The sequence below is a fragment of the Actinoplanes lobatus genome (assembly GCF_014205215.1).
GTDB classification, from domain to species: Bacteria; Actinomycetota; Actinomycetes; order Mycobacteriales; family Micromonosporaceae; genus Actinoplanes; species Actinoplanes lobatus.
On record NZ_JACHNC010000001.1, the window covers coordinates 1,945,150 to 1,969,908 of the forward strand.

The 24,759-nt window shown below is 70.3% G+C and carries 26 protein-coding genes and 1 tRNA gene; 17 read left to right on the top strand and 10 right to left on the bottom strand.

Annotated elements, in window-relative coordinates; translation table 11 throughout:
* Nucleotides 1–94 precede the first annotated feature (94 nt).
* The 3 genes from BJ964_RS08815 to BJ964_RS08825 all read right to left on the bottom strand — a co-directional run bounded on the left by BJ964_RS08815 (nt 95) and on the right by BJ964_RS08825 (nt 1,269).
* Entirely contained in the window at nt 95–436 is a 342-nt protein-coding gene (locus BJ964_RS08815; protein WP_188120223.1) for an STAS domain-containing protein, read from the bottom strand.
* Nucleotides 437–626: 190 nt separating this feature from the next.
* Nucleotides 627–836 carry a hypothetical protein gene (locus BJ964_RS08820; protein WP_183224254.1) on the bottom strand — a complete coding sequence of 70 codons (210 nt, stop codon included), beginning with the start codon at nt 834–836 and terminating at the stop codon, nt 627–629.
* A gap of 343 nt (nt 837–1,179) precedes the next feature.
* Nucleotides 1,180–1,269: transfer RNA gene (locus tag BJ964_RS08825), tRNA-Ser, on the bottom strand.
* Between the two features lie 115 nt (nt 1,270–1,384).
* On the opposite strand from BJ964_RS08825, the gene deoD reads away from it, so the two are divergent.
* Complete coding sequence (gene deoD, locus BJ964_RS08830) at nt 1,385–2,098, top strand: purine-nucleoside phosphorylase (protein ID WP_188120224.1); 714 nt, start codon at nt 1,385–1,387, stop codon at nt 2,096–2,098.
* Here deoD and BJ964_RS08835 read toward each other — a convergent pair.
* The 3 genes from BJ964_RS08835 to BJ964_RS08845 form a co-directional block, all read right to left on the bottom strand.
* Nucleotides 2,095–2,511 (bottom strand): nucleoside deaminase, encoded by a 417-nt coding sequence (locus BJ964_RS08835; RefSeq protein WP_229806985.1) that lies wholly within the window; start codon nt 2,509–2,511, stop codon nt 2,095–2,097. The genes deoD and BJ964_RS08835 overlap by 4 nt on opposite strands.
* A 26-nt stretch (nt 2,512–2,537) precedes the next feature.
* Nucleotides 2,538–3,041 carry a tRNA adenosine deaminase-associated protein gene (locus BJ964_RS08840; RefSeq protein ID WP_188120226.1) on the bottom strand — a complete coding sequence of 168 codons (504 nt, stop codon included), beginning with the start codon at nt 3,039–3,041 and terminating at the stop codon, nt 2,538–2,540.
* Nucleotides 3,042–3,401: 360 nt separating this feature from the next.
* The gene (locus BJ964_RS08845) at nt 3,402–3,704 is read right to left on the bottom strand and encodes a hypothetical protein (protein WP_188126860.1); all 303 of its coding nucleotides are present in this window, start codon (nt 3,702–3,704) and stop codon (nt 3,402–3,404) included.
* Nucleotides 3,705–3,892: 188 nt separating this feature from the next.
* On the opposite strand from BJ964_RS08845, the gene BJ964_RS08850 reads away from it, so the two are divergent.
* Genes BJ964_RS08850 through BJ964_RS08860 form a run of 3 tightly spaced genes read left to right on the top strand, consistent with a single transcriptional unit; the run spans nt 3,893 to nt 6,226 of the window.
* Complete coding sequence (locus tag BJ964_RS08850; protein WP_407650837.1) at nt 3,893–4,663, top strand: M23 family metallopeptidase; 771 nt, start codon at nt 3,893–3,895, stop codon at nt 4,661–4,663.
* A gap of 10 nt (nt 4,664–4,673) precedes the next feature.
* Nucleotides 4,674–5,618: a prephenate dehydrogenase gene (locus BJ964_RS08855; protein ID WP_188120228.1), complete on the top strand. Its 945-nt coding sequence runs from the start codon at nt 4,674–4,676 to the stop codon at nt 5,616–5,618.
* Between the two features lie 35 nt (nt 5,619–5,653).
* Nucleotides 5,654–6,226: a DinB family protein gene (locus tag BJ964_RS08860; RefSeq protein WP_188120229.1), complete on the top strand. Its 573-nt coding sequence runs from the start codon at nt 5,654–5,656 to the stop codon at nt 6,224–6,226.
* Nucleotides 6,227–6,245: 19 nt separating this feature from the next.
* Here the strand turns inward: BJ964_RS08860 and mtnA are convergent, their stop codons facing one another.
* Together mtnA and BJ964_RS08870 are read right to left on the bottom strand one after the other, a co-directional pair.
* Nucleotides 6,246–7,208 carry an S-methyl-5-thioribose-1-phosphate isomerase gene (gene mtnA, locus BJ964_RS08865; protein ID WP_188120230.1) on the bottom strand — a complete coding sequence of 321 codons (963 nt, stop codon included), beginning with the start codon at nt 7,206–7,208 and terminating at the stop codon, nt 6,246–6,248.
* The gene (locus tag BJ964_RS08870; protein ID WP_188120231.1) at nt 7,208–9,058 is read right to left on the bottom strand and encodes a M48 family metallopeptidase; all 1,851 of its coding nucleotides are present in this window, start codon (nt 9,056–9,058) and stop codon (nt 7,208–7,210) included. Before BJ964_RS08870 ends, mtnA begins: the two co-directional genes overlap by 1 nt.
* A gap of 104 nt (nt 9,059–9,162) precedes the next feature.
* Between BJ964_RS08870 and BJ964_RS08875 the strand changes: the two genes are divergently transcribed.
* The 11 genes from BJ964_RS08875 (at nt 9,163) to BJ964_RS08925 (ending at nt 21,084) form a co-directional block, all read left to right on the top strand.
* Complete coding sequence (locus tag BJ964_RS08875; RefSeq protein ID WP_188120232.1) at nt 9,163–10,221, top strand: PHP domain-containing protein; 1,059 nt, start codon at nt 9,163–9,165, stop codon at nt 10,219–10,221.
* A gap of 20 nt (nt 10,222–10,241) precedes the next feature.
* A complete protein-coding gene (locus BJ964_RS08880) occupies nt 10,242–11,912 on the top strand; it encodes a DUF885 domain-containing protein (protein ID WP_188120233.1) in 1,671 nt (556 codons plus the stop codon).
* A 514-nt stretch (nt 11,913–12,426) separates the two neighbouring features.
* Nucleotides 12,427–13,491, top strand: coding sequence for a hypothetical protein (locus tag BJ964_RS08885; protein WP_229806971.1), 1,065 nt, complete (start codon nt 12,427–12,429; stop codon nt 13,489–13,491).
* The gene (locus BJ964_RS08890; RefSeq protein ID WP_188120235.1) at nt 13,478–16,411 is read left to right on the top strand and encodes an ATP-binding protein; all 2,934 of its coding nucleotides are present in this window, start codon (nt 13,478–13,480) and stop codon (nt 16,409–16,411) included. The genes BJ964_RS08885 and BJ964_RS08890 overlap by 14 nt, the downstream gene beginning before the upstream one ends.
* A complete protein-coding gene (locus BJ964_RS08895) occupies nt 16,408–16,854 on the top strand; it encodes a roadblock/LC7 domain-containing protein (RefSeq protein WP_188120236.1) in 447 nt (148 codons plus the stop codon). The genes BJ964_RS08890 and BJ964_RS08895 overlap by 4 nt, the downstream gene beginning before the upstream one ends.
* Complete coding sequence (locus BJ964_RS08900; RefSeq protein WP_188120237.1) at nt 16,851–17,312, top strand: DUF742 domain-containing protein; 462 nt, start codon at nt 16,851–16,853, stop codon at nt 17,310–17,312. The genes BJ964_RS08895 and BJ964_RS08900 overlap by 4 nt, the downstream gene beginning before the upstream one ends.
* Nucleotides 17,290–17,916: a GTP-binding protein gene (locus tag BJ964_RS08905; RefSeq protein ID WP_220147543.1), complete on the top strand. Its 627-nt coding sequence runs from the start codon at nt 17,290–17,292 to the stop codon at nt 17,914–17,916. The genes BJ964_RS08900 and BJ964_RS08905 overlap by 23 nt, the downstream gene beginning before the upstream one ends.
* A 122-nt stretch (nt 17,917–18,038) precedes the next feature.
* Complete coding sequence (locus tag BJ964_RS08910) at nt 18,039–18,812, top strand: hypothetical protein (RefSeq protein WP_188120238.1); 774 nt, start codon at nt 18,039–18,041, stop codon at nt 18,810–18,812.
* 291 nt (nt 18,813–19,103) lie between these two features.
* The gene (gene wecB, locus BJ964_RS08915; protein ID WP_188120239.1) at nt 19,104–20,267 is read left to right on the top strand and encodes a non-hydrolyzing UDP-N-acetylglucosamine 2-epimerase; all 1,164 of its coding nucleotides are present in this window, start codon (nt 19,104–19,106) and stop codon (nt 20,265–20,267) included.
* Between the two features lie 5 nt (nt 20,268–20,272).
* On the top strand, nt 20,273–20,623 hold the full coding sequence (locus tag BJ964_RS08920; protein WP_188120240.1) for a hypothetical protein: 351 nt from the start codon (nt 20,273–20,275) through the stop codon (nt 20,621–20,623).
* A gap of 38 nt (nt 20,624–20,661) precedes the next feature.
* Entirely contained in the window at nt 20,662–21,084 is a 423-nt protein-coding gene (locus BJ964_RS08925) for a VOC family protein (protein ID WP_188120241.1), read from the top strand.
* On the opposite strand, the gene BJ964_RS08930 is transcribed toward BJ964_RS08925, so the two are convergent.
* Nucleotides 21,077–21,832 (bottom strand): dienelactone hydrolase family protein, encoded by a 756-nt coding sequence (locus BJ964_RS08930; RefSeq protein ID WP_188120242.1) that lies wholly within the window; start codon nt 21,830–21,832, stop codon nt 21,077–21,079. The genes BJ964_RS08925 and BJ964_RS08930 overlap by 8 nt on opposite strands.
* Before the next feature lie 58 nt (nt 21,833–21,890).
* Between BJ964_RS08930 and BJ964_RS08935 the strand changes: the two genes are divergently transcribed.
* A complete protein-coding gene (locus BJ964_RS08935) occupies nt 21,891–22,454 on the top strand; it encodes a TetR/AcrR family transcriptional regulator (RefSeq protein WP_188120243.1) in 564 nt (187 codons plus the stop codon).
* 6 nt (nt 22,455–22,460) lie between these two features.
* On the opposite strand, the gene BJ964_RS08940 is transcribed toward BJ964_RS08935, so the two are convergent.
* The gene (locus tag BJ964_RS08940; RefSeq protein WP_188120244.1) at nt 22,461–23,060 is read right to left on the bottom strand and encodes a TetR/AcrR family transcriptional regulator; all 600 of its coding nucleotides are present in this window, start codon (nt 23,058–23,060) and stop codon (nt 22,461–22,463) included.
* A gap of 112 nt (nt 23,061–23,172) precedes the next feature.
* On the opposite strand from BJ964_RS08940, the gene BJ964_RS08945 reads away from it, so the two are divergent.
* Nucleotides 23,173–24,744 carry an MDR family MFS transporter gene (locus BJ964_RS08945; RefSeq protein WP_188120245.1) on the top strand — a complete coding sequence of 524 codons (1,572 nt, stop codon included), beginning with the start codon at nt 23,173–23,175 and terminating at the stop codon, nt 24,742–24,744.
* Nucleotides 24,745–24,759 lie beyond the last annotated feature (15 nt).

Sequence of the window (24,759 nt, forward strand, 5' to 3'; positions counted from 1 at the left end):
TTTCTGGATCTTGACAGTCGCACAGATTGACCGGCGCCTAGCTCCCACCATTCGGGAAGAGCCAGGTCAACCGTGGCGACGAAACCGTCCCGGCCTAGATCTGGGCAGCCGCTATCGCATCGTCGACTTCCGGAAAGATCGCGAAATATCGGCTGAGACCGACCGTCTCCATGAGCTGTGCGAGGAACGGGTTGGCGCCGGCGAAGCTCAGCCACCCGCCACGCGCGGAGATCACCTGTTTACTCGTGATGAACGCGCTCAGCCCCACCGAGTCGCAGAACTTCAGCCCGGTCAGGTCGACCACGATCCGCGGCACCGGGCGCTCCAGCAGGCCGGCCAGGGCCGTGGACAGCTGACCGGCGGTGTCGGCGTCCAGCTCGCCGCGCAGGTGCAGCACGGCGACATCGGAGCGGTGATCGGTGACTGTGGCGTGCATGATGATCGGCTTCCTACCCGTGTGATGGGAATTTCAGGCTAGATCCAGAACTTCTCCACACACCGGACAGAGCGTGCGTCAGACAAACACGAACGGGCCGGACCCCATGTGGGATCCGGCCCGTTTCGAGGCTGGCCGGTTCAAAGTCAAGCACTTGAGGCGCAGCCTTGGGGGGCTCCTGGCACGGCTCCTAGAGCTCGCGCCACCGCCAGCGTGGACCACGCCACGCGTCGGCCAGGATCATCGCTGACGCCTTGCCGGGACACTGCTGCACCTTCGACTTGCCCTCGGGGCCGCCCATCTGGGCCTCGACCTCCCAGAGCGCGCCGTCGGTGCGGACGTAGACGTCTCGGCGCGCGAGCCGGACGTCGCCATTCCACCAGTGATGCTCAACTCTCACGTGTCAAATCTAGGACAGATATCGACGAACCTGGGTCGAGTGATTCTGTGAATTCTTCTCGCCGCCAGGTCGGAACCACATTGTCTGATCCGGTATATTTTGCCAGCGTGACTTGCGCGACACCCTATGTATTAGGGCCGCGCACGGTCGGCTACAGAACGTGATCCCATGCTCTGAACTGCGAAGAAACATGCCCGTTACAACATGCGGGCTGATCATGGAGAACGACCGAACGGATGAGCCGTCACTCCCGCGGTCGGCCGACCCGGAAACCGGCGACGGAGCGTAACAGGAACACGGTCCGAAAGACAGAAAGCCCGGTCCGTCGGACCGGGCTTTCCCGTGGCGGTGGCGGCGGGATTTGAACCCGCGGAGGGCGTAAACCCTCACACGCTTTCGAGGCGTGCTCCTTAGGCCACTCGGACACACCACCGGGAAGTACGTTACCCGACGCCGGAAGGCGCTTGCCGCCGGGTCACCCATAACCCGCCGTGACCCGGCTGACCTGGCAAGATCGTCGCTATCGACACGGAAAACGGAGAAATCGCATGAGCGTGCACATCGGTGGCAAGCCCGGAGACATCGCCGAACGGGTGCTGCTGCCCGGCGACCCGATGCGGGCGAAGTGGATCGCCGAGACCTTCCTGGAGGACCCGGTCTGCTACACCCAGGTCCGGGGGATGCTCGGCTTCACCGGCACCTGGCAGGGTGTCCGGGTCTCGGTGCAGGGTTCCGGCATGGGCATGCCGTCGGCCTCCATCTACACCCACGAGCTGATCAACGAGTACGGCGTGAAGTCGGTCATCCGGATCGGCTCCTGCGGCGCCCTCGCCATGGACCTCAACCTGGGTGACGTGGTCGCGGCGATCGGCTCGGCCACCGACTCCAACATGAACCGGGCCCGGTTCGACGGTCTGATCGACTACGCCCCGGTCGCCGACTTCGGTCTGCTGCGCACCGCGGTCGACGTGGCCGAGGCGCAGGGCGTGCCGATCCGGGTGGGCCCGATCCTGGCCGCCGACGCCTTCTACACCGACCGCCCCGACCTGTACGACGCCCTCGCCGACTACGGCGTGCTCGCGGTCGAGATGGAGTCGGCCGCGATCTACACGATCGCCGCCCGCTACGGCGCCAAGGCGCTGACGATCCTCACCGTCAGCGACCACATCAAGCGCCACGAGGCGATGGACTCCGCTCAGCGCGAGCAGGGCTTCAGCAACATGGTGAAGATCGGCCTGGCGACAGCGATCGCGGACGCCTAGCGGAAGAAGTCGCGCATCAGCGTGGCGCACTCGGTTTCCAGGACGCCGCCGTAGACCTCCGGACGGTGGTTGAGGCGGCGGTCCCGGACCACGTCCCAGAGGGAACCGACCGCCCCGGTCTTGGGTTCCCAGGCGCCGAAGACCAGCGTGGAGATCCGGGCCAGGACCAGCGCGCCGGCGCACATGGTGCACGGCTCCAGGGTGACCACCAGGGTGCAGCCCTCGAGCCGCCACTCGCCCAGCCGGGCGGCGGCCCGGCGGATGGCGAGGATCTCGGCGTGCCCGGTCGGATCACCGGTGAGCTCCCGCTCGTTGCCGGCGGACGCCAGCTCGGCGCCGTCCGGGCCGAGGATGACCGCCCCGACCGGGACGTCGTCGGGCGAGGTGGACGCGACGGCGAGCGCGCGCCGCATCCACTCCTCGTGCTGCCTGCGGCGTATCACGCCTCGCGCAGCTCCTCCATCTCGTCCCCGCAACCGATCCGCTGGCAGATCTCGGCGGTGACGTCGGACGGCAGCATCCCGTCCATCCCGCACAGGGCGAGCAGCCGCTGCGCGTTCACCCCGAGATCGCCGAGCAGATCGGCGTCACCGACCGGGTCGGCGTCCGGCTCGGCCGGCTTGTCGTCCTCGTCACCCGAACCCAGGTCGTCCAGCCCGAGGGCCGGTGTCTCCACCTCACCGAGCAGCACCGATCCGATCCGCGACTCCTCGGCGAAGGCCGAATCGGACCCGAAGACCCGCAGATCCTCGCCCTCGTCCAGGCGCAGGATGGCGAGGTACTCGTCGTCGCTCTCGACGAACAACACCGCGAGGTCGGCGTCCGGCTCGGTATCCCGGAGCGCGTCCACCACCTCGTCGATGTCGGCCAGGCCTGAAAGGTCCAGCTCCGACGCCGTCCATCCGCTCTTGGCACGGGCGACAGCGGCAGCGAAAATCGACACGATTCCCCCAACGCGACTCTAAACTCTCAGCGCCTGACGGTAGCGGGTACGGCGGCGGGTGCATCGCGCCACGCCTTGACGGGCTCGAAGTCAGTTCACCAGGCGACGTCGCGTGGCGATCAACTCGCGGAGCCGTAGACCACGGAGACGTTGTGAAGGCATCGACTCACGGGACGACTTCGCCTGGGCGAGAGCCGCCAGTAGTTCGAGACGTCGACGGCAGCGATCGGGGTCGAGCCGTTCTGGCGAGGGGGCCATGACGCCGAGAGTGCCGAGCCGTACGACGTTCGTCAAGGGTCGATGGCCACATCGGCAGAACCACTGCTCAGGGCTACCGAGAGGGCACGTGTGGTGGTCGTCTCACCAGAGCGGCCAGTCGTAGGTGGCCACCCATCGGAGTGTGACGAAGAGCAGCGCGATCGACAGCGCCAGACCACTCGCGACGGCCACGCCGACGGCCACGCCACGGTCGCCGAGCACGGCCAGCAACAGGGCCACCGCCCAGGCGGCGAGCGCCGCGCCGATGGTCCACCACGCGTACGACGTCAGACTGCTCCCGAGACTGCCGAACAACACGAACCAGGCCGTGGTGGCGGCCAGCCCGGTGAGGACGGGGGCCGCGGTGACCGGATGGGGCTCCCGGTAGGTGGGCCGCTGCGGCATCGCGCCGAACGGCGGGGGCGGTGGCGGAGTGCTCCGCGGCGGGAGGTAGCCCGGTGGTGGCGGCAGGGCCGCGGGCCAGGAACCTTGCCGGTCCGCCATCTGTCGCCCGCCTCCTCCCGATCACGCCACGCTCCCGATGAAGCCTAGCCAACCCATCCACCGGTACGCGGTCTGCACGATTTCCGCTCATCTGCCAGGATGTCGCGGTGCGTTTACTCCGTACCCTCTCTGGTTTGACGATCGCGGCGGTCTGCCTGGCCGGCTGCGGGTCCACCAATGGGTCGGCCACGCCGACCTCGACCCCGCAGTTCGTCGACCCGGCCGCACAGGCGTCCTCGGCCGATCCGGCGGCGGCCCCCTCGGCCCCGGCCGGCGCCGCTCCCGGCCCGAGCACCGCGCCCAGCACGCCGCCGTCGGTGAAGCCGTCCACGAGCGCGACGGCCCCGGTCGACGTGAAGTACGTCTTCCCCGTCGACGCGTCGAACGTCGACTGGCACGACACCCACTCGAAGTACCCGGCGACCGACATCTTCGTGAACTGCGGCTCCCGGTTCGTCGCCACCACGAGTGGACGGGTGCTGGAGGTGAGCCTCACCGACACCTACGTCGAGGGGAAGCCGGACGGCCCGGCCAACGGTGGGCTGTCGGTGTCGATCCTGGGTGACGACGGGGTGCGCTACTACGGCTCGCACCTGAGCAAGGTGCAGTCCGGCATCCGGGCCGGCGTGCGGGTGAAGGCGGGGCAGCTGCTCGGCGTCACCGGCAAGACCGGCAACGCCAACGATGTCTGCCACCTGCACTACGGCATCTCGCCACCGTGCGCGAAGACCGGCGACTGGAAGGTGCGGCGCGGCGTGGTCTGGCCCTACACCTACCTGGCGTCGTGGCGTAAGGACGGCCAGAAGAGCCCGGTCGCGTCGGTCGCCACCTGGAAGCGCAAGAACAACTGCCAGGCCTAGGCTCTGCGTCGTGAGCACAGCGGTGATCGGACTCGGGCTGATCGGTGGTTCCCTGCTGCGGGCGCTGGCCGCCGCCGGACACGACGTGGTGGGCTACGACGCCGACCCGGCCACCCGGGAGGCGGCACGCGCGGCCGGGTTCCGGGTCGCCGGCACGGTGCCCGAGGCGGTCCGGGGCACGGAACTGACCGCTCTGGCCGTACCCCTGACGGTGTTGCCTGAAGTGATCGCCGAGATGGCCGGTCACGACGGCCTGGTGACCGACGTGACCTCGGTGAAGGGTCCCGTCAGGGACCTGATGAAGGGTTTCCGGTTCGTCGGCGGGCATCCGATGGCCGGCAAGGAGACCTCGGGGTTCGCGGCGTCGGAGGCGGCCCTGTTCGCAGGATGCGCGTGGGTGCTCTGCCTGGAGCCGCACGGCACCGATCTGGCCGACTGGCTGTCGCTGGCCGGGCTGTTCACCTCGATGGGCGCGCGGGTGGTGCCGGTGACCGCGACCGAGCACGACACCGCGGTGGCCCGGATCAGTCACGTGCCGCACCTGTTCGCCGCCGCACTGGCCACCCAACTGGTGGCAGATCCGCTGGCCGGGACGCTGGCGGCCGGATCGTTCCGGGACGGCACCCGGGTGGCCGCGACCCGTCCCGAACTGACCGCGGCGATGTGCGGGGGCAACCGGAGTGCCGTTCAACGGGAGCTGCACCGGCTGATCGGTGATCTCCAGCGGCTGGAGGAGCACCTCTCGGCCGGCGACCCGACCTCGGCGCTGGTGCCCTACCTGTCGCTCGCCTCGCAGGCGCGGGGCGCGTGGCCGCCGGCGCCGGGCACGCCGGAGAAGGTGCCGGCCGACGTCGAGGCGCTTCTGGAGCTGGGCCGGGCGGGCGGATGGGTGACGTCGGTGAACGACACCGAGCTTGTCGGAATGCGGCCGGGATCTGACCTCTATCTCTCCTAACGTGATGGGTGACGCCCTACCGCTTAGGAGTTCCGATGCCCGGTCAAGTTCGCCCCGTCACCGATGAGCAGGACGGTCTGCTCGCCTACCTCGCCCAGATGCGTTACGTGATCAAGCTGACCGCGTACGGGCTCACCCCGGAGCAGCTGCGGGCCGTGCCGAGCGCCAGCGAGCTCAGCGTCGGCGGGCTGATCCGGCACTGCGCCGCCACCGAAGAGGGCTGGCTGTCCACCGTGCGCGGCGAGCACGGCCCGGTCGACTACGAGGCCTACGAGCGCAACTTCAAGCTGGCCGACGGGGAGAGCGTCGAGGAGCTGTTCGCGTACTACGACCGGGTGGCCGAGGCGACCGAGAAGACGGTCCGGGACATCGCCGACCTCGACCACCCGGTGCCGATCGACCATTCGGTGCCGTGGAACCCCAAGGAGTACGACGCCTGGTCGCTGCGGTGGGTGCTGCTGCACCTCATCCAGGAGACGGCACGGCACACCGGGCACGCCGACGTGATCCGGCAGACCGTCGACGGCGCCACCGCGTACCCGCTGATGGCGGCCGCCGAGGGCTGGCCGGAGTCGCCGTGGATGAAGCCCTGGAAGCCCCAGGACTGAGCCTGCTGGCTCCGATTCGCTAGGGCTTCTCACCCCGGTCCACCCGGATCACGCGGCGGTCCGTGACGATCGCCGTGACCAGGTCGTACGGGGTGATGTCGAAGGCCGGGTTCACCGCCTCGCTCCAGGCGGTGACCTCGGCCGAACCCCGGTCCTCGATCTCCACCCGCGCGCCGGAGGGCGTGCCCACGTCGACCGTGGACTCCGGCGCCACCACCAGGAACGGGATCCCGGCCCGCTTGGCGCCGAGCGCGTGCGCGTACGTCCCGATCTTGTTGATCACGTCGCCGTTGGCGCAGATCCGGTCGGCGCCGAGGATCACCGCGTCCACCTCGCCGCGGGCCATCAGGAACGGCCCGGCCGAGTCGACCGCCACCCGGTGCTCGATGCCCCACCGGGTCAGCTCCCAGGAGGTGAGCCGGGCGCCCTGCAACAGTGGCCGCGTCTCGCTGGCGATCACGCCGGCGAGCAGGCCACGCTGGTGCAGCTCACCGACCACGCCGAGGGCGGTGCCGGTGGTCACCGCACACAGCCCGCCGGTGTTGCAGTGGGTGAGCAGCCGGGGCCGGGTCCCGCACATCTCGACGACCAGGTCGGCGCCGAGCCGCGCCATGGCCGCCGACGCCTCGATCTCCTCGTCACGGACCCGGCAGGCCTCGGCCAGCACGGCCTCCGGCCCGTGCGGGAGCAGCGCGGCGGCACGGCGGGCTCCGCGGGCCAGGTTCACCGCCGTCGGGCGCGCGCTCTCGATCTTCCGTACGGCCACCGACAGCGCCGCCGGATCATCGGAGTGGACCCGGGCCGCCAGCGCGACCCCGAAGGCCCCCGCCACGCCGAGCGCCGGTGCGCCCCGGACCGCCAGCGACTGGATCGCCGCGATCAGCTCGCCCACGGTGTGCAGCCGCAGCACCCGCTCCTCGTTCGGCAACGCGGTCTGGTCGATGATCTCGACGGCGCCGTTGACCCAGTCGATCGTCCGCATCAGCGCCCGGCCCGCTCGTTGAGCCGGTTCAGGATCTTCTCCAGGGTGTCCTGGCTCTTGCCCAGCTCCTCACCGGTCCACCGGGCCTTGATTCGGACCGTGGAGCCGTCGTGCAGGTCCACCTCGGCGTTGATCGGCACCGGCTTGAGCACCCGGGCGCCGGTGACCTCCTCGTACGGCAGGTAGCGGTAGATCTGGGCCAGCGTCGCCGGGTCGTTGTTGGACAGCATCTCCTTGAGCCGCTTCTCACCGTCGTCGGTGCCCTTGGGCGCGGGCACGAACACGAAACCGCGGTCCAGCATGATCAGGTCGGTCTCCTGGTCGTTCACGCGGACGTTGGCCATCGCCCCGATCACGTCCGAGCCGCCGGCCGTGGCGCGGGACTCGACGACCCGGGCCGCCTCGATCTGGATACCGAGCGTACCGAGCCGGGCGCGGGCCTCGGCCACACTTTCCGGCACGACCGCCAGCTTGGCGATCTCGGTGAAGTCGGCCGGCTGCCCGTCCCGGCCGACCAGCTGTGCCGGGCCGGACCAGGAGTGCTGGTAGCCGACCACCCCGGAGTGCACCGCGGCGAGGGTGATCAGGTCGTCCATCGGGTCGGCGAAGGCGAGGGCGGCCTCCTTGCGGGTGGCGTCCGGGAAGAACTCGGCGGCCAGTTTGCCCAGCTTGCCGTCGGCGGCCAGGTCGAGGATCTCGGCCAGTCCGGCCTCCTGGACGCCGAGCAGCCGGGCCGTGGACCGGAAGATCCGGTCGGCGCCGCGCTGCCGGGCCGCGGTGATCGAGGCGGCGGTGAACTCGGCCCAGGGCAGCACCGGCCGGTCACCGAAGTCGAACGCCTCGGCCTGGAGGGCCCGGCCGAGCTCGTCGACGTTCGGCAGCAGGATCGTGGCCGGGCGCTCGTCGGCGGTGTGCTGGACCGGGGGCAGGGCCCGGATCGCGGTGATCCGGTCGCCGAGGGCCGGGTGGGTGTCCCACACCGAGGTCTCGTCGTCCGGCTCGATGTCGCGCAGCCCGGCCAGTGCCTCGGTACGGGCCGCGTGCATCTGCCCGAAGCCGCCGAAGATGTCGTCCGGCGCGTAGCCCAGCTCCACGCCCTGGGCGACGTACTGTCCGAAGTAGAAGTTCCAGGCGAAGGTGGCCACCGGCAGCTCGCGCATCACGCCGACGGCGGCGTCGGCACCGGCCACCCGGACCGCGACCTCGTCGGCCTCGAACTCCTGGCGGCGGCCGACCGCGTTGCTGACCAGGCGGTAGAGGCGGCCGTAGCCCTTGAAGACCCAGCCGAACACGTTGTACCGGCCGACCCGGCTGAGCGTCTCGTACATGGCGAGCCGGCCCCGGTACGCGATGGCGCCGAGCCGGGTGTGCGAGCCGGAGTAGTGGCCGAGCTCGTGCCCGAGGACCGCGCGCAGCTGGTCGACGGTGAAGGTCTGCAGCAGCGGCATGCCCAGGTAGAGACGACGGGTGCCGCCGAGCAGGCCGAGCAGCCGGGCGTCCTCGCTGACCGCCGCGTTGACCATCGGCTCGAGGCGGATCTCGTCGGGGGCGCGGGTGCCGGCCGCGGTGGCCAGCTCGCGGACCGTCGCCCACAGCTCGGGCGCCTGCTCCGGGGTGATCAGCAGGCCGTCCGGCTCGCTCGGCTTGGTCCGGATCGCCCGCCACAGACCGGCGAGCACCGCGCCGACCGCCGCGAGCAGCAGCCAGCTGAGCTTGGCCGCTCCGGCGCCGTGCATGTGCGTCCAGATCTCGTAGAGCAGCCAGCCGACCAGGGCCAGCTGGAGCAGGCCCAGCACGTAGAAACCGACGAGCATCGCGACCGAGACGGCGGCGCGCAGCGTAGTGGACATGACGGTGGTTCCCTCCCCGTGATGCGCCCGTCCGGGCGGCCGTCGGAAGATACCGACCTCGATATGCGCCGGGCAAGATCCTTAAAAGGTCCTAGGCTGCGGTTATGGCTTCTCGTGATCCGGTCGCCGATCTGCGGCGCATCGCGTTCCTGCTGGAGCGGGCGAACGAGGCGACGTACCGGGTGCGCGCCTTCCGGTCGGCGGCCGCGACCGTGTCGAAGACCCCGCCGGACGAGCTGGCCGCCCGGGCCGGGGCGGGCACCCTGGCGAAGTTGCCCGGCATCGGCGACGTGACCGCGCGCTGCGTGGCCGAGTCCCTGGCCGGGGAGGAGCCGGTCTACCTGCGCCGGCTGACCGCCACCGAGGGCACCGAGATCCCGGCCGCGGCCGCCGCGCTGCGGGCCGCGCTGCGCGGTGACTGTCACGTGCACTCGGACTGGTCGGACGGTGGCTCGCCGATCGAGGAGATGGCGCTGGCCGCCGCCGACCTCGGCCACGAGTACTTCGTGCTGACCGACCACTCGCCGCGGCTCACCGTGGCCCGGGGGCTGACCGCCGACCGGTTGCGGCGCCAACTCGATCACGTGGCGATGCTGAACGAGGCGCTGCCCGAGGGGTTTCGCATCCTCACCGGCATCGAGGTGGACATCCTCGAGGACGGGAGCCTGGACCAGGAGGAGGAGCTGCTGGCCCGGCTCGACGTGGTGGTCGGCTCGGTGCACAGCAAGCTGCGCGACGACGCGTCCCGGATGACGCGGCGGATGGTGACCGCGATCGGCAACCCGCATCTCGACGTCCTCGGGCACATGACCGGGCGCAAGGTGTCGGCCGCCGGCGAGGGCGACGCCGCGCACCGCCGGGCCCGGACCCGGCCGCCCAGCGACTTCGACCTGGAGAAGGTGCTGGCCGCCTGCCTCGACCACGGCAAGGCCATCGAGATCAACTCCCGGCCGGACCGGCTCGACCCGCCGAAACGGATGCTCACCGTCGCGGTGGAGGCGGGCTGCGTGTTCAGCATCGACACCGATGCGCACGCCCCCGGCCAACTGGACTGGCTGGACTTCGGTTGTGGGCGGGCCGCGCTGTGCGGCGTGCCGGCCGACCGGGTGGTGAACACCTGGACGGCCGAACGCCTGCTGGAGTGGACCGGATCACATGGTTGAGATCACGTAGGGTCGGCGGCGTGGGACGAATTGACGAACTCGCGAACCGATACGTCGACGAATGGGCCGCGCTCAACCCGACCGGCGCCACCGCCACCGGCATAACCGGTTACGAGGACAAGACCGACGACCTCTCCCCGGAGGGCTTCGAGGCTCAGGCCGAGCTGCTCCGCCGGACCATCAACGATCTCGACGTGACCGAGCCGGAGCACGAATCCGAGCAGGTCGCCAAGGACGCCATGCTGGAGCGGCTGGGCCTGCAACTGGCGCAGTACGACGCGGGCTATGTGAGCACCGACGTCAGTGTCATCACCAGCTCGCTGCACGAGCTGCGGATGGTCCTCGACGTGATGCCCACCGAGGGCGAGCAGGCGGTCGCCGACATCACGGCCCGGCTCAACGCCTTCCCGTACGCCCTGGAGCAGTACCGCCGGACCCTGCTCGAGGGCGCCGGCGACGGCCGGGTCAGTGCCCGGGCGCAGCTGCTGGCGGTGGCCGAGCAGTGCGAGGCGTGGACCGATCCGGCCCGTGACGACTTCTTCCACGGGCTGGCCCGGCGGCTGGGCGCGTCCGGCGCGCTCGCCAAGGAGCTGGAGCGGGGCGCGGCGGCGGCCACCGCGGCGACCGCCTCCTTCGGTGACTTCCTCCGCGACGAGCTGGCCCCGCGCGGCCGGGAGAAGGAGGCTGCCGGCCCCGAGCGGTACGCGCTGGCCTCCCAGTACTTCCTCGGCGCCAAGGTGGACCAGCTGGAGACGTACCACTGGGGTTTCGCCGAGCTGGACCGGCTGGAGCGGGAGATGCGCGCCGTGTCGGCGGCGATCGCCGGCGCCGGGGCGACGGTGAACGAGGCGGTCGCCGTGCTCGACGCCGACCCGGCCCGCAACATCCGCGGCAAGGAGGCCTTCCGGGACTGGATGCAGGCGCTCTCCGACCGGGCGATCACCGAGCTGAACGGTGTCCACTTCGACATCGAGGGCCCGGCCCAGAAGCTGGAGTGCTGCCTCACGCCGACCAGCGACGGCGGCATCTACTACACCGGCCCGAGCGAGGACTTCTCCCGGCCCGGCCGGATGTGGTGGGCGGTGCCGGAGGGCCAGGAGGTCTTCTCCACCTGGCGCGAGGTCACCACCGTCTATCACGAGGGTGTGCCCGGCCATCACCTCCAGGTCAGCCAGACGCTGCTGCGCGCCGACCAGCTGAACCGGTACCAGCGGCTGCTCTGCTGGTGCTCCGGCCACGGCGAGGGCTGGGCCCTGTACGCCGAGCGGCTGATGGACGAGCTGGGCTACCTCACCGATCCGGGCGACCGGCTCGGCATGCTCGACGGCCAGGCGCTGCGTGCGGCCCGGGTGATCGTCGACATCGGCATGCACCTGGAACTTCCGATCCCCCAGGACAACCCGTTCGGCTTCCACCCGGGTGAACGATGGACGCCGGAACTCGGCTGGGAGTTCCTGCGGGCACACACCCGGATGCCGGAGGAGGTCCTCCGGTTCGAGTGGAAGCGCTATCTGGGGTGGCCGGGGCAGGCGCCTTCGTACAAGGTCGGCGAGCGGATCTGGTTCGAGGCCCGCGACGAGGCGAAACGCCGCAAGGGCAGTGACTTCGACCTCAAGAGGTTCCACCGGGACGCGCTCAACCTCGGTTCGCTGGGGCTCGACCCGCTCCGTAAGGCACTGGCCAGGATTTGAGTCATTCGGGTCTCTCCGTGCCGAAAACGGGACGGAGAGACCCGCCTTTTTGTATTTGATCCATTACTCTGCGCACAATTCCTCCGCTGAGCGATCGTTCAACCACGCTCCGCGAATGGGCCGCTACCCAGATGTAACAAATCCGAAGTAGAACTCATATTCACGTCCCGCCTGAGGTGCGGATACGATCTCCCGCGGCGCTCCGCACTTGTTCCGGAAGCAGCGTGGACTGGGCCTTTCTCGATCCGGCCCCGGCCCGGGCGTTCGTACAGCCAAGTCGGCAGTGCCGCGTATCCCCCGATCAGCCGAGCGAACTCTGACCCTTGGAAAGGGGTTTTCTGAGGATTTCTCGGATAGATTGACCCGGATCGGTGTGCCCGCATGGCTACTCTCCGTAGCCCCCCACTGGCCCATAGCGTGTGCATGGCGGAGGACTAAAGCAATGTCAGTCTCGGTGAACAGCCGGCGAACGCGTTTACGCTCCGCCCTCGCGGTGGTGCTGACGGTTCTCGTCGTGCTGCCGACCGCAGCCCTGTTCCTGCGTGTCCTGGACGAGATCAACACTCAGCGGGACGAGACGCAGCTCAAGCAGCACGGTGTCGAGTACCTCGTGACCCTGGCGCCGCTGGTCAGCGCGCTCGCCGAGTCACAGTCGCAGGCTCTGCAGGGTGTCACCGCCGAGCCCCAGTCGCTGACCGCCGCCGTCGCCCGGGTGCAGGCCGTGGACGAGCGCCTCGGCGAGGAGCTGGACACCTCCAGCCGCTGGGCCGGCCTGAAGGAGAAGATCGGTCGCCTGCCCGGCATCGCCGGCACCGCGCAGACCGTCTACGACTCCCACGTCGAGGTCGGCGAGCTGGCCCTCGCGCTGTACAGCGCGGTCCGCGAGAACGCCAAGCTCAACATGGACCAGCAGTCCGACATCTGGTTCCTCCAGGAGACCATCACGGTGGACATGCCCGAGGCGGTCACCAACGTGAGCCGGATGAGCGACTCGGCCAACATGCTGGCCGCCGCCGGCCAGCGGCAGCGGGCCGTCCTCCAGGTGCAGCTCGGCGTCGCCGTCGCGGCCGTCGAGGAGAGCGTCGAAAAGCTGACCGACCACCTCCAGGCCGCCGCCGAGGACACCGAGAGCTCCACGCTCGCCGGCAACCTGGTGAGCAACCTCGACTCGTTCCGTCGTGGCGTCGAGTCCGCCAACCGTGGCACCAACTACGGTGGTCAACCGAACGTGTCGACCCTGGTGACCGCGCAGAGCACGCTGTCCACCGCGCTGAACGCGCTGACCACGGTGACCCTCAAGGAGCTGTCGACGCTGCTCGAGGAGCGCGACGACGACCTCCAGATCCGCCAGATCGAGGCGTGGGCGCTGCTCGGCGTCTCCATCGCGCTGCTGCTGGTCGCCGCCTTCTGGACCCGGAGCCGGGCCGCCCGGGTCCGCGACTCGCTCGACAGCAGCCGCAACGTCTCGGTGCGTGCCGACAGCGACGGCCCAGGGTCGTCCGCGGTCAGCCCGTACGACCAGGCCCCCGTCTACGGCGGCAGTGCTACTGGGCGGGAGCGTTCCGGTGCTCTTCGGTAAGTTCCGCATCCTGGGCAAACTCGCCCTGCTGATCCTCGTACCGCTACTCGGCGTCCTCGGCCTGAGTGTTCCGGTCATCTACGAGCGCGTCGACGCGGCTCGCGTCGCCGGTGAAATCTCGGACACCATCCAGCGGGCCACCCAGGTCAGTTCGGCGCTTATCGAGATCCAGGAAGAGCGCCTGCTCTCGGTCGGCTATCTACTCGGTCTGATCGACCGCACGACCCTGGTGGTGCAGAGCGCGGAGGCCGCCGACGCGGTAGCCGGGCTCGCCGATGATGACGCCCCGGTGGCCCTACGCCGTGCCGTCGCTGCCGCCACCCGACTCACCAGCACTCGGCAGAACGTGCTGAACCAAGCGATCGACGTCTCCCAGGTCGTCGCGGATTTCACCGGCGCGGTCGACCCGCTGATCGACGGTCTGGGCCTGTCCAGCAAGGCTGACCTGACCACCGGCCTCGGCCGACAGATCTACGCGCTGGACCGCTCCATGCGCTCGGACGACCTGATCAACCAAGCGGCCTGCTGGATGGCCTCGGCGGCGGTCGCGGCCAGCAGCAACCCGCGGGACGCCGCGTTCCTGCTGAGCCAGTTCAACGCGACCTTTGCCCAGGTCGAATCGATCATCCGCACGTCGCGGATCTACTTCACCGACCCGCAGTACAAGCTCTACCTCGCCAACCAGCAGGCGTTCGCCGGCCGTATGGGCTCCACCTTCGTCAAGGGCCTTCAGACGAACCCGACGGGGGCGCTGCAGAAACTGAACATCAGGACGGTCTTCCCGTCCCTCCAGACGGTGGTCGTTCTGGGTAGCTTCGTCGAGAAGCGCGTGGCCCAGGACGTGGACACCACGGCGACCGACAACCGGGAAAGCGCCATCCGCCAGTCGGTGCTCCTCGGTGGCGGCACCTTCCTGCTGCTGATCCTGGTCGCCACACTGTCGATCTTCATGGCCCGTGCGGTCGCCCGGCCGCTGCGCCGTCTGACCGTCTCGGCCGACCGGATCGCCCGCGCCGCCGAGTCCGAGCTGGAGCGCGTGGCCGACGACGAGGCCGAGGCCCAGGTCCGGCCGATTCGACTCGACCCGGTCGACGTCGAGGCCCAGGACGAGATCGGTGACCTGGCCCGCGCGTTCGACCGCGTGCAGACCACCGCCGCCCGGCTGGTGGAGCGCCAGGTTCTCGGTCGCCGTAACGTCGCCCAGATGTTCGGCCACGTCGGCCGTCGTACCCAGAACCTGGTCGGCCGTCAGCTGAGCCTGATCGACTCCCTGGAGCGCAAGGAGACCGACAGCGACCGGCTCCGCGAGCTGTACCGCCTGGACCACATGTCCAGCCGTCTGCGCCGGAACGCGTCCGCGCTGGTCGTGCTCTCCGGTGGCGCCGGCGCGAACGAGCACATGGCCCCGCTGGCCCTCTCCGACGTGGTCCGTCTCGCCCTCGGTGAGATCGAGGACTACACCCGTGTCGAGGTGGACATCCCCGAGGACATCATCGTGGTCCCGGCCGTCCTCGCCGACCTGACGCTGCTCCTGGCCGAGCTGCTGGAGAACTCCACCTCGTTCTCCCCGCCGCACACCAACGTCACGGTCACCGCCGACGAGCTGCGCGGCGGCGCCCGCCTCGCGATCATCGACCACGGCCTGGGCCTCGCGCCCGAGCGTCTGGCCGAGGAGAACGCGCGACTGACCCGCCGTGAGCGTCTCGACCTGGCCCCCACCGAGGTGCTCGGTCTCTTCGTGGTCGGCCGGCTCGCCCGCCGGCACGGCATCGAGGTGACCCTCACCGACACCCCGGACGGCGGTCTGACCGCCTGGATCGACCTGAACCCGTCGCACCTGGTCGCCCGGGTGGAGAACCTCGCCCCGCTCGCGGCGCCGAGCTTCCCGTCGGCCTTCCCGGCCGCACCGGTGCCGCCGCAGATCCGGGCCGCTGAGCCGGGCGCCGCGGCGCCCGCCTACTCGCCCGCCCTGCGCGGCAACACCACCGAGGTCGCGATCACCAGCGGCGCGGTCCGGTCGGTGCCGGGCAGCCAGCAGCCGTTCGACCCGGTGGTGCTGGGCCGGGCCACCGAGATCGTCGAGGCCGGCCAGTCCTGGAACGCTTTCGGGGGGCGGTCCGCGCCGGCCCTCGAATCGGCCCCGGCCGCTGACCCGTACGCGGACCAGCCGGTCTACGACGCCGAGCCGGTGTACTCGCCGCGCCCGGCGTACCAGGAGCCGGCGCCCGCGTACGACATGGGCACCCCGGTGGCCGGCCGCGTCCCGAACTCGCGGCCGGAACTGCCCGCCGGGCAGGGTGGCTGGCACACCCCGATGCCGCAGGAGACCGCCTGGGCCCCGGCCGCCGCCATCCCGGCGCCGGTCAGCCCCGCGCCGTACACCCCGGAGCCGGTCGCCGCTCCGTCGGTGCACCGCGAGGAACCCGCCGCCCCGCTGCGCCGCCGGGTTCCCGGCAGCCAGCTCCCGGCCGCGGAGGACGCCACCGTGCAGAGGATGGCGGTGCCCACCACACCGGACGACGCGCTGGCCGCCCGGGCCATGTTCGACGCCTTCGAGGCGGGTGTCAGCCGGGCCCACGGCGACATCAGCGACACCAGCGTCTCGATGCCGGCTCCCGACTTCGGCACTCCGGCGTGGGAGACCCCCGCTCCGGTCTGGGCGGAGCCCGCTCCCGCATGGGAGCCGCCGCCCGCGCCGATCGTTCCGCCGGCGCCGCCGTCACCCAACGGTGGCCCGCAGCTGACCCGTCGTGTGCCGGGCGCCACCCTGCCGCTCGACGAGATGCGCCAACCGATCACCCCGCCGGCCCCGGCCACGCTCGACCCCGAGGCCGCCCGAGCCCTGATGGATCAGTTCGAGTACGGGGTCGCACTCGCACTGAATGAAAGTCAGCCACAACACGAGGGACAACCGCGATGACTTCCCCCTACTCCACCGCGCAAAGTCAGCTCAGCGCCGAAGCCAAGACCTTCAACTGGCTGCTGGACTCGTTCACCTCCGGCACCGCGGGCGTGATCGAGGCCATCGCGGTCTCCTCGGACGGCCTCCTGATGGCCATGTCCGCGATCAAGGACCGGCCCAACGCCGAGCGCCTCGCGGCCGTGGTCTCCGGGCTCACCAGCCTCGCCGGTGGTGCGGCGAGCTGGTACCGGCTGGGCGCCCTGAACCGGGTCATCATCGACATGGCCGACGGGTACCTGCTGGTGACCGCGATCAGCGCCGGCTCGGTGCTGGGCGTCATCGCCGACCGGTCCGCGAACCTCGGCACCCTGGCGTACGAGATGACGCTCTTCGCGACCCGTGCCGGTGGCGCCCTGAGCCCGCGTCTCATCGCCGAGTTGAAGAACGCAGTCCAGCAGTGACCTACCCGGATTCCGACGACCCGGTACCTCCGGCGCGGCCCGGAGTCCGGCCCTTCCTGCAATCCGGTTCTCAGCACTCGACCGGCGGCTACACCCCCACCGGGGAGCACCCGCCGGTCGAGGCCTCGACCAATACGCTGCGCCCGTTCGTCATCACGGCCGGGCGGACCGATGGAGGCGATCCCGACATCGGTATGGAGACGCAGGTGACGCTGGTGCCGGGTGCGCCGGCGTCCCGGCTCTCTCCGGAAACCAGGGCGATCGTGGCTCTCTGCGAGGAGAGCCCGATCTCGGTAGCCGAGATCTCCGCGCGCCTCCACCTGCACCTGGGCGTGACCCGAATCCTGGTCGGCGACCTGCGTGCCACCGGCCAGCTCGACGTCCACGTGCTGGACAACGACACACCTGACCCCGAGACCATCATGCGAGTGATCCGTGGACTTCGATCCATCAGCTAACCGCGTCGTCGGTACCGCGCGCATACCCGGCGCGCCGGAGCCCAAGAAGGCGCCGGTTCCGGTCAAGATCATCGTGGCCGGCGGCTTCGGGGTCGGCAAGACGACCACCGTCGGCGCCATCTCCGAGATCTCGCCGCTCACCACCGAGGCCGAGATGACCTCGGAGTCCGTCGGCATCGACGACCCCGGTCAGGCGACCATGAAGACCGGTACCACGGTCGCGATGGACTTCGGCGTCCTCACCATCGACCAGACGCTCAAGCTCTACATCTTCGGCACGCCCGGCCAGACCCGGTTCGCGTTCATGTGGGACGACCTGGTCCGGGGTGCCCTTGGCGCACTGGTTGTGGTAGATACCAACCGAATAGACGACTGTTATCCGGCAGTCGACTACTTCGAGCGCCAGGGCCTCCCGTTCGTTGTCGGCATCAACACCTTCAACGGGCAGATGTCGTACAGCATCGACGAGGTTCGGTGGGCCCTCGCGGTGCGCGAGGACGTGCCGGTCATATCCTTTGACGCACGGTTCCGCGCATCCGTGCGGGATGCCCTTCTCGTTGTGCTGGACCAGGCACTCGACAAGGCGATCCGGATGAAGTCATAGGGTTGTGACCGGTTGCCCGGTCACGGATTCCGCAGCGATCCCAGAACGGGACGGTTCCCAAACCGGCCGGTCGAGGAGCAGAGTGGGAACCGGGCGACCGCGCAGCGAAAGAGGACGGTGAAGTGCGAGGCGGACTGGACGACGCGCTCGACAAGCTCGCCCGGCGGGATGAGCTGAGGCGCCGCGCCGCCGGCGAGGCCAACGGCACCCCGCCGGCGGTGACCGAGCTGGTCGAGGCGATCGCGGCCGTGGTGGCCCGGAATCCCCAGTTGGGCGTCACGGTCGGCGTCGAGGGCGCGGGCGACCCGGTGCTGCTCCATTTCTCGTTCGCCGACGGCACGGTCCAGGTGAACGCCGACAATCGGGTCACGGCCCGGGCCACCGACGCCGCTCCGCGGCACGTCGATTTCGAGATCGACGTCGAGGAGCCGGCCGAGGAGCCGCCGCCCGTCCCCCGGGCCAGCCGCGACGACCAGGACCGCTTCGGCCCCACCGACTTCGAGTACCCGGAGCCCGCCTACCAGGAGGCGGGCGCCTACGGCGAGCACGCGGCCTACGACGAGCCGACCACGGCTGAGCAGCCCTTCGTGTTCAACCGCCACGAGCAGGCTTTCAGCCACGATCCGGCCGGCTACGCCGACCAGGGCAACACCACGCCGCATCCGTTCGCGCCGACGCCGCCTCCGCATGTGCCGTCCCAGGCGACCCCGCATTCGTACGTTCCCGCGCCGCCCGCACACGCATACCCGGAACCATCGCACCCCGAGCCACAGCCGGGGTTCCCGGAGCCGCTGCCCGAGCCGATCCCGCTACAGGTGGAGCGTCCCGAGGAGACGGAGCTGGCGGCCCGCCGTCTGGCCGCGATGCTGCGCGACAACCCGTCCCTCCTGGACTGACCGCGGCATTTCCACTACTCGCGGTAGTCAACGTCACGCGAGCCAGAACATCACTCTCCGAAGTCACTTGATCACTCTTCACGTTTGCCGGAAAACACCCGGTTTTCGCTGATCAGTGCGGTCTGAGATGTCTGGCTTCGCCCGTTTAGCCGATCTTCCCCTCCGTTCCGCTCACCACCCTTGAGTCACGCTCGGTAGCGACATAGTGTCCTACTGCCTCGGCTGACGACACCGACAGTGATCATTGCGGAGGAGATCCCCGCCTGAGATCCCCTCGAGAAGAGGCTCCCCATGTCTCGTCGTGAAGCCCACCTGGTCGGCGGCACCCACCCCGAGGCCGTCAGGCTCGCCCCGGTCGCCCTCGCCATGCGTGCGGCCGGTCTGCTCGAGCCCGTCCTGCTGGCCGCCGGTGAGCACGCCACGACGGTCACCGGGGCGCTCGCCGCGTTCGGTCTCGAGCCGGACATCACGCTCCAGGCCGAACCGTCCGCCGGCGGCCGTGCCGAGGCGCTCACCGCGATGGTCCGCGAACTGGACGAGCTGTGGTCGGTACGCACCCCGGCCGCCGTGCTCGTGCAGGGCGACACCACCACCAGCATGGCCGGTGCGCTGGCCGCGTTCTGGCGCCGCATCCCGGTCGTCCACCTGGGGTCCGGCCTGCGCTCGGGTGACCTGGAGTCGCCGTTCCCGGAGGAGGGCGACCGCCGCCTGGTCGCCCAGGTCTCCGCCCTGCACCTGGCGCCCACCCCGCTGGCCGCCATGAACCTGCTGGACGAGCGGATCCCGGCCCGCGACGTGCTGATCACCGGCGACACCGTGGTGGACGCGACGCTCGCGTTGGCCGGCCGGAAGCAGCCGTTCGAGAACCCGGACGTCGCCGCGGCCCGGGCCACCGGCACCAACCGCCTGATCCTGGTGACCGCGCGCTGCCACGACCGGATCCTCGCCGCGGTCCGCGAACTGATCGGCCGCTACCCGGACATCGACGTGATCCTGCCGGGCCACCCGGACCCGGCGGTCCGGTCCCAGGTGGACACCGTGCTGGCCGGGGTGGATCGGGTGACGGTCACCGGCCCGCTGTCCTACCCGGACCTGTCCCGGCTGCTGTCCGAGGCCTACCTGCTGCTCACCGACTCGGGCGGCCCCCTGGAGGAGGCCCCGTCGTTCGGGGTGCCGGCCCTGGTGCTGCGCGACGGCACCGAGCGGGTCGAGTCGCCGCACACCGACTGCGCCAAACCGGTCGGCCCGGACACCGCGCTGATCGTGTCGGAGGCGTCCACGCTGCTGGACAGCCGGTTCCGCCGTGACGCCATGACGGCCGGCGGGAACCCGTACGGTGACGGTCTGGCCGCCCGGCGCACCGCGCAGGCCACCGCCGCCCTCCTGGGTCTCGCACCCGTCCCCGAGGCCATGCCCGTCACCCCGCACATCCCCGACGCGATCCTGAACGGCTGAGGCACATGGACGTAGTGGATTTCTGGATCCGTTCGTGGACCAGTGACGACCTGCCCGGGGCGCGGAAGCTGCTCGCCCCGGACGTCGAGGCGGAGTGGAATCTCGACGCCCCGGTCGACGACGAGGAGATGCTCCAGGTCCTGCACCGGATCGCCGCCTTCGCGGACGGCGTCTCGGTGGTCGCCCGGACCGACGCGGTGGACGGGTCCGCGCTGATCTACGACCTGACGGCGCCGTTCGGCACGGCCCGCCTGGTCGAGTTCCTCGGCGTGGACGGTCAGAGCATCAACGAGGTCCGGCACGTGTACGACGTGACCGCGATCGATCGATTCTTCCCCGGCCTGTACGCCAATTAGGCCGTTTTCTGACCTGAACCGTGGGTAGCGTGCGGTCCATGGCATACGACTTCCAGATCGTCGTGGACTGCGCCGAACCCCACACGCTCGCCGACTGGTGGGCCGAGACCCTGGGCTGGAACGTGGAACCCCAGGACGAGGCGTTCATCAAGGAGATGGTCGCCAAGGGCTTCGCCACCGACGAGGAGACCACCCACCACCGCGGGAGGCTGGTGTGGCGGACCGGTGCGGCGATCCGCCACCCGGAGACCGACCAGCGGGTCCTCTTCCAGTTCGACGCCGCCGCCAAGAGCGTGAAGAACCGGGTGCACCTCGACGTCTTCGTCGGCGCCGACCAGCGGGACGCGGTCCGCGACCGGCTGGTCGAGCGCGGCGCCACCTTCCTCTGGGCCGGCCGTCAGGGCCCGCACTCGTGGCTGACGATGGCCGACCCGGAGTCCAACGAGTTCTGCGTCACCTGACCGGCAGGGTGCGGCCCAGCAGGGCGAAGAGCGCCTCCCAGTGCCGCTGCTCGCCCTCCTCGTGGTGCATCGAGGTGTCCGACATGGTGAAGCCGTGCGGCGCGCCCTCGTACAGCTCCGAGGTGTAGGTGACGCCCGCCGCGTCGAAGGCGGCCTCCAGCGTCTTGATCTGCTCGGGCGTCATCGAGCCGTCGTTGTCGGCGTGCGCGATGTAGACCTCGGCGGTGATCGCGGCGACACCCGTGTGCGGGCTGTCCGGCGCGCCGGTCACCATCCCGCCCGCGTGGAAGCTGCCCAGCGCCGCGATCCGGTCCGGCAGCGCCGCCGTCACGATCAACCCGTTGCGGCCGCCCATGCAGTAGCCGACCAGCCCGGCCGGACCGTCCGCCACCTTCTCCTGCCCGGCGAGGAAGTCCAGGTAGGCGGTGGCGTCGGCGGTGATCCGCTCCGGTGTGAGGGCCCGGATCATCGGCATCAGGCGGCCGAACGCGGCGCCCCGCTTCGCGCCGTCGGTCAGTTCCTCCGGGGCGACCAGGGGGCCGCTCGCGTCGCGGTAGAAGAGGTTCGGGACGAGAACCGCGTACCCCCGGGCGGCGATCCGCCGCGCCATCTCCATGAGCCGCGGGCGCAGACCGAAGGCATCCATGAAAATCAGGACCGCGGGGTACGGGCCGGCGCCGTCCGGAGTCACGAAATACGCCTCGGCGACGCCGTCAGCAGCCGGGACAACGATCTCACTGGGTGACATAGCGGCACCGTAACATCGGATCTCCGTGATTCACGCCGCACGCCGTATCCTGTGGCCCATGGCCACCCGGCTGCGTGCGGACGCCCGCCGTAACCGTGCAGCCCTGCTCGCCGCGGCGCGCGAGGTCTTCGCCGAGCAGGGCCTAGACGCGTCGCTCGACGAGATCGCCCGGCGGGCCGGCGTCGGCAACGCCACCCTCTACCGGCGCTTCCCGAGCCGCCGCCATCTGATCGCCGAGGTCTTCGCGAGCCACATGACCGCCGCGGTCCATCTGGCCGAGCAGGCGCTCGAGCATCCGGACCCGTGGGCGGCGTTCGTCGGCTACCTGACCCGGGTCTGCGAGTTGCAGGCCACCGACCGAGGGCTCGCCGAGTTGCTGGTCACCACGGCCTTCGACGACGACGAGCGGCTGGCCGCGCTGCGGGTCGCCGCCCAGCGGCGGGCCGTCGACGTGCTGACCCGGGCCCAGCGGGCGGGCCGGCTGCGGTCCGACTTCACCCGGGACGACCTGGGCCTGCTGATGATGGCGAACGCCGGGGTGGCACAGCACTCGGCTGATCCGCACGCCTGGCGGCGGCAACTCACCCTCGTCATCGGCGGCCTCGGCACACGGCCGGCCTGAGGGGCCCTATCGCTGGGCGGCGAATCCCCGGCCCGCGTCGGCCAGCGCCTCACCGGCCAGCGCCCAGAACGACGTCGCCGTGGGATCCTCCAGCCACACGTTCAGCGAGATGCGCAGGGCGGCCAGGAAGGTGGCGGCGAGCAGCGTCGCCCGTACCCCTGAAGGGTCTGGGTCCTTGATCCGGACCGCGACCTCGGCGGCCAGCTCGCGCTCCAGCTCGGCGAAGATCCGCACCTGGGCGGCCGCCAGCGACGGGTGCCGGCGGACCAGACGGCTCCGGGAGATCCACTCGGGATCGGGATCGCCCCGGTCGCCGTAGAACTCGCCGGCGGCCGCGGTCAGCGCGGCCCACGGCGGCTCGTCCACCGGACGTGCCCGGACCAGCCCGGCCAGCTTCCGCATGCGGCGCAGATCGCCGTAGAAGAGCGCCTCCTCCTTGTTGGCGAAGTAGTTGGAGAAGGTCCGCCGGGAGACACCCGCCTCGTCGGCGATCGCCTCGACCGTGATCCGCTCCGGCCCGTGCTCCAGCGCCAGCCGCAGGGCCGCCTGGTAGAGGGCCTGCCGGGTGGCCTCTTTCTTGCGCTCCCGCAGGCCCGCCTCACTCATGACCTGAGCGTACCGGCGTGTGATTCAGTTCCCAACGCGCAAACTTGCACACCGGGCAACCTTGAGCCGACAGTTGTCTGTACAAGCTTTCCGAGGAGAGGCCGGCCGCCTGATGAGCGCACCCACCCTGGACCAGGTGGAGCAGCAGAGCCCGATGACGCACCGCGAGATCATGGAAGCCCTGTCCGGCCTCCTTCTCGTGCTCTTCGTCGCGATGGCCAGCTCCACCATCGTCTCCACCGCCCTACCGAAGATCATCGGTGACCTGAACGGCAGCCAGACCCAGTACACCTGGGTGGTCACCGCGACCCTGCTGACCGCCACGGCGACCACCCCGATCTGGGGCAAACTCTCCGACCTCTACAGCAAGAAGCTGCTGGTCCAGCTCTCCATCGTGCTGTTCGTGCTCGGCTCGCTCGCGGCCGGCTTCACCCAGACCACCGAGCAGCTGATCGCCGCCCGGGCCTTCCAGGGCCTCGGCATGGGCGGTGTGCAGGCGCTGGTGCAGGTCGCCATCGCCGCGATGATCCCGCCGCGGGAACGTGGCCGCTACAACGGGTACCTGGGCGGCGTCCTGGCCCTCGCCACCGTCGCCGGCCCGCTGCTGGGCGGCGTGATCGTGGACACCGAAGCGCTCGGCTGGCGCTGGTGCTTCTTCATCGGCGCGCCGTTCGCCGTGATCGCCCTGCTGGTCCTCCAGAAGACCCTGCACCTGCCGGTCATCCGCCGGGAGAACGTGAAGGTCGACTACCTGGGCGCCACCCTGATCGCCGCCGGCGTCAGCACCATCCTGATCTGGGTCTCATTCGTGGACGACTCGTTCGGCTGGGTCTCCTGGCAGACCTTCGCCATGGTCGGCGGCGGCCTGGCCCTGCTCGGCATCGCCACCTGGGTCGAGTCGCGCGTCGCCGAGCCGGTGGTGCCGCTGTCGATCGTCCGCCAGCGCACCACGGCCCTCGCCATCCTCGGCAGCCTGGCGGTCGGCATGGCGATGTTCGGCGGCTCCGTCTTCCTCGGCCAGTACTTCCAGATCGGCCGCGGCTACAGCCCGACCGAGGCCGGCCTGCTGATGATCCCGATGATGTTCGGCATCATGCTCTCCTCGACCATCGCCGGAAAGGCCATGACCAAGAGCGGCAAAATCAAGCCGTACGTGGTGGCCGGCACGATCATCCTGGTCATCGGGTTCGCCGGGCTCTCCGTGCTCGACCACGAGACCCCGCTCTGGTACATCGGCTCCGCCATGGCCCTGGTCGGCATCGGCGTCGGCATGTCCATGCAGAACCTGGTCCTGGCCGTGCAGAACACCGTCTCGCTCAAGGACATCGGGGCGGCCAGCTCGACCGTCGCGTTCTTCCGGTCACTGGGCGGCACGATCGGCGTCTCGGTCCTCGGCGCGGTCCTCGCCCGGCGGGTCACCGACTCGATCACCGAGCAGCTCACCGCGATGGGCGTACCGGCGGGCGGCAGTTCGGGCACCAGCTCGCTCAACCTGAGCAGCCTGCCGGAGTCGATCCAGCACGTGGTCCGGGCCGCGTACGGGGACGCCACCGGGCACATCTTCCTGATCTCCATGGGCGTCGCGGTGATCGGCGTGGTGGCCGCGGTCGCCATGAAGCCGGCCAAGCTGCGCTCGACGGTCGATGTCTCCGCCCCCGCGAAGGTTCCCGCCTCCACGAAGTAGGGCAGATCACTCCGC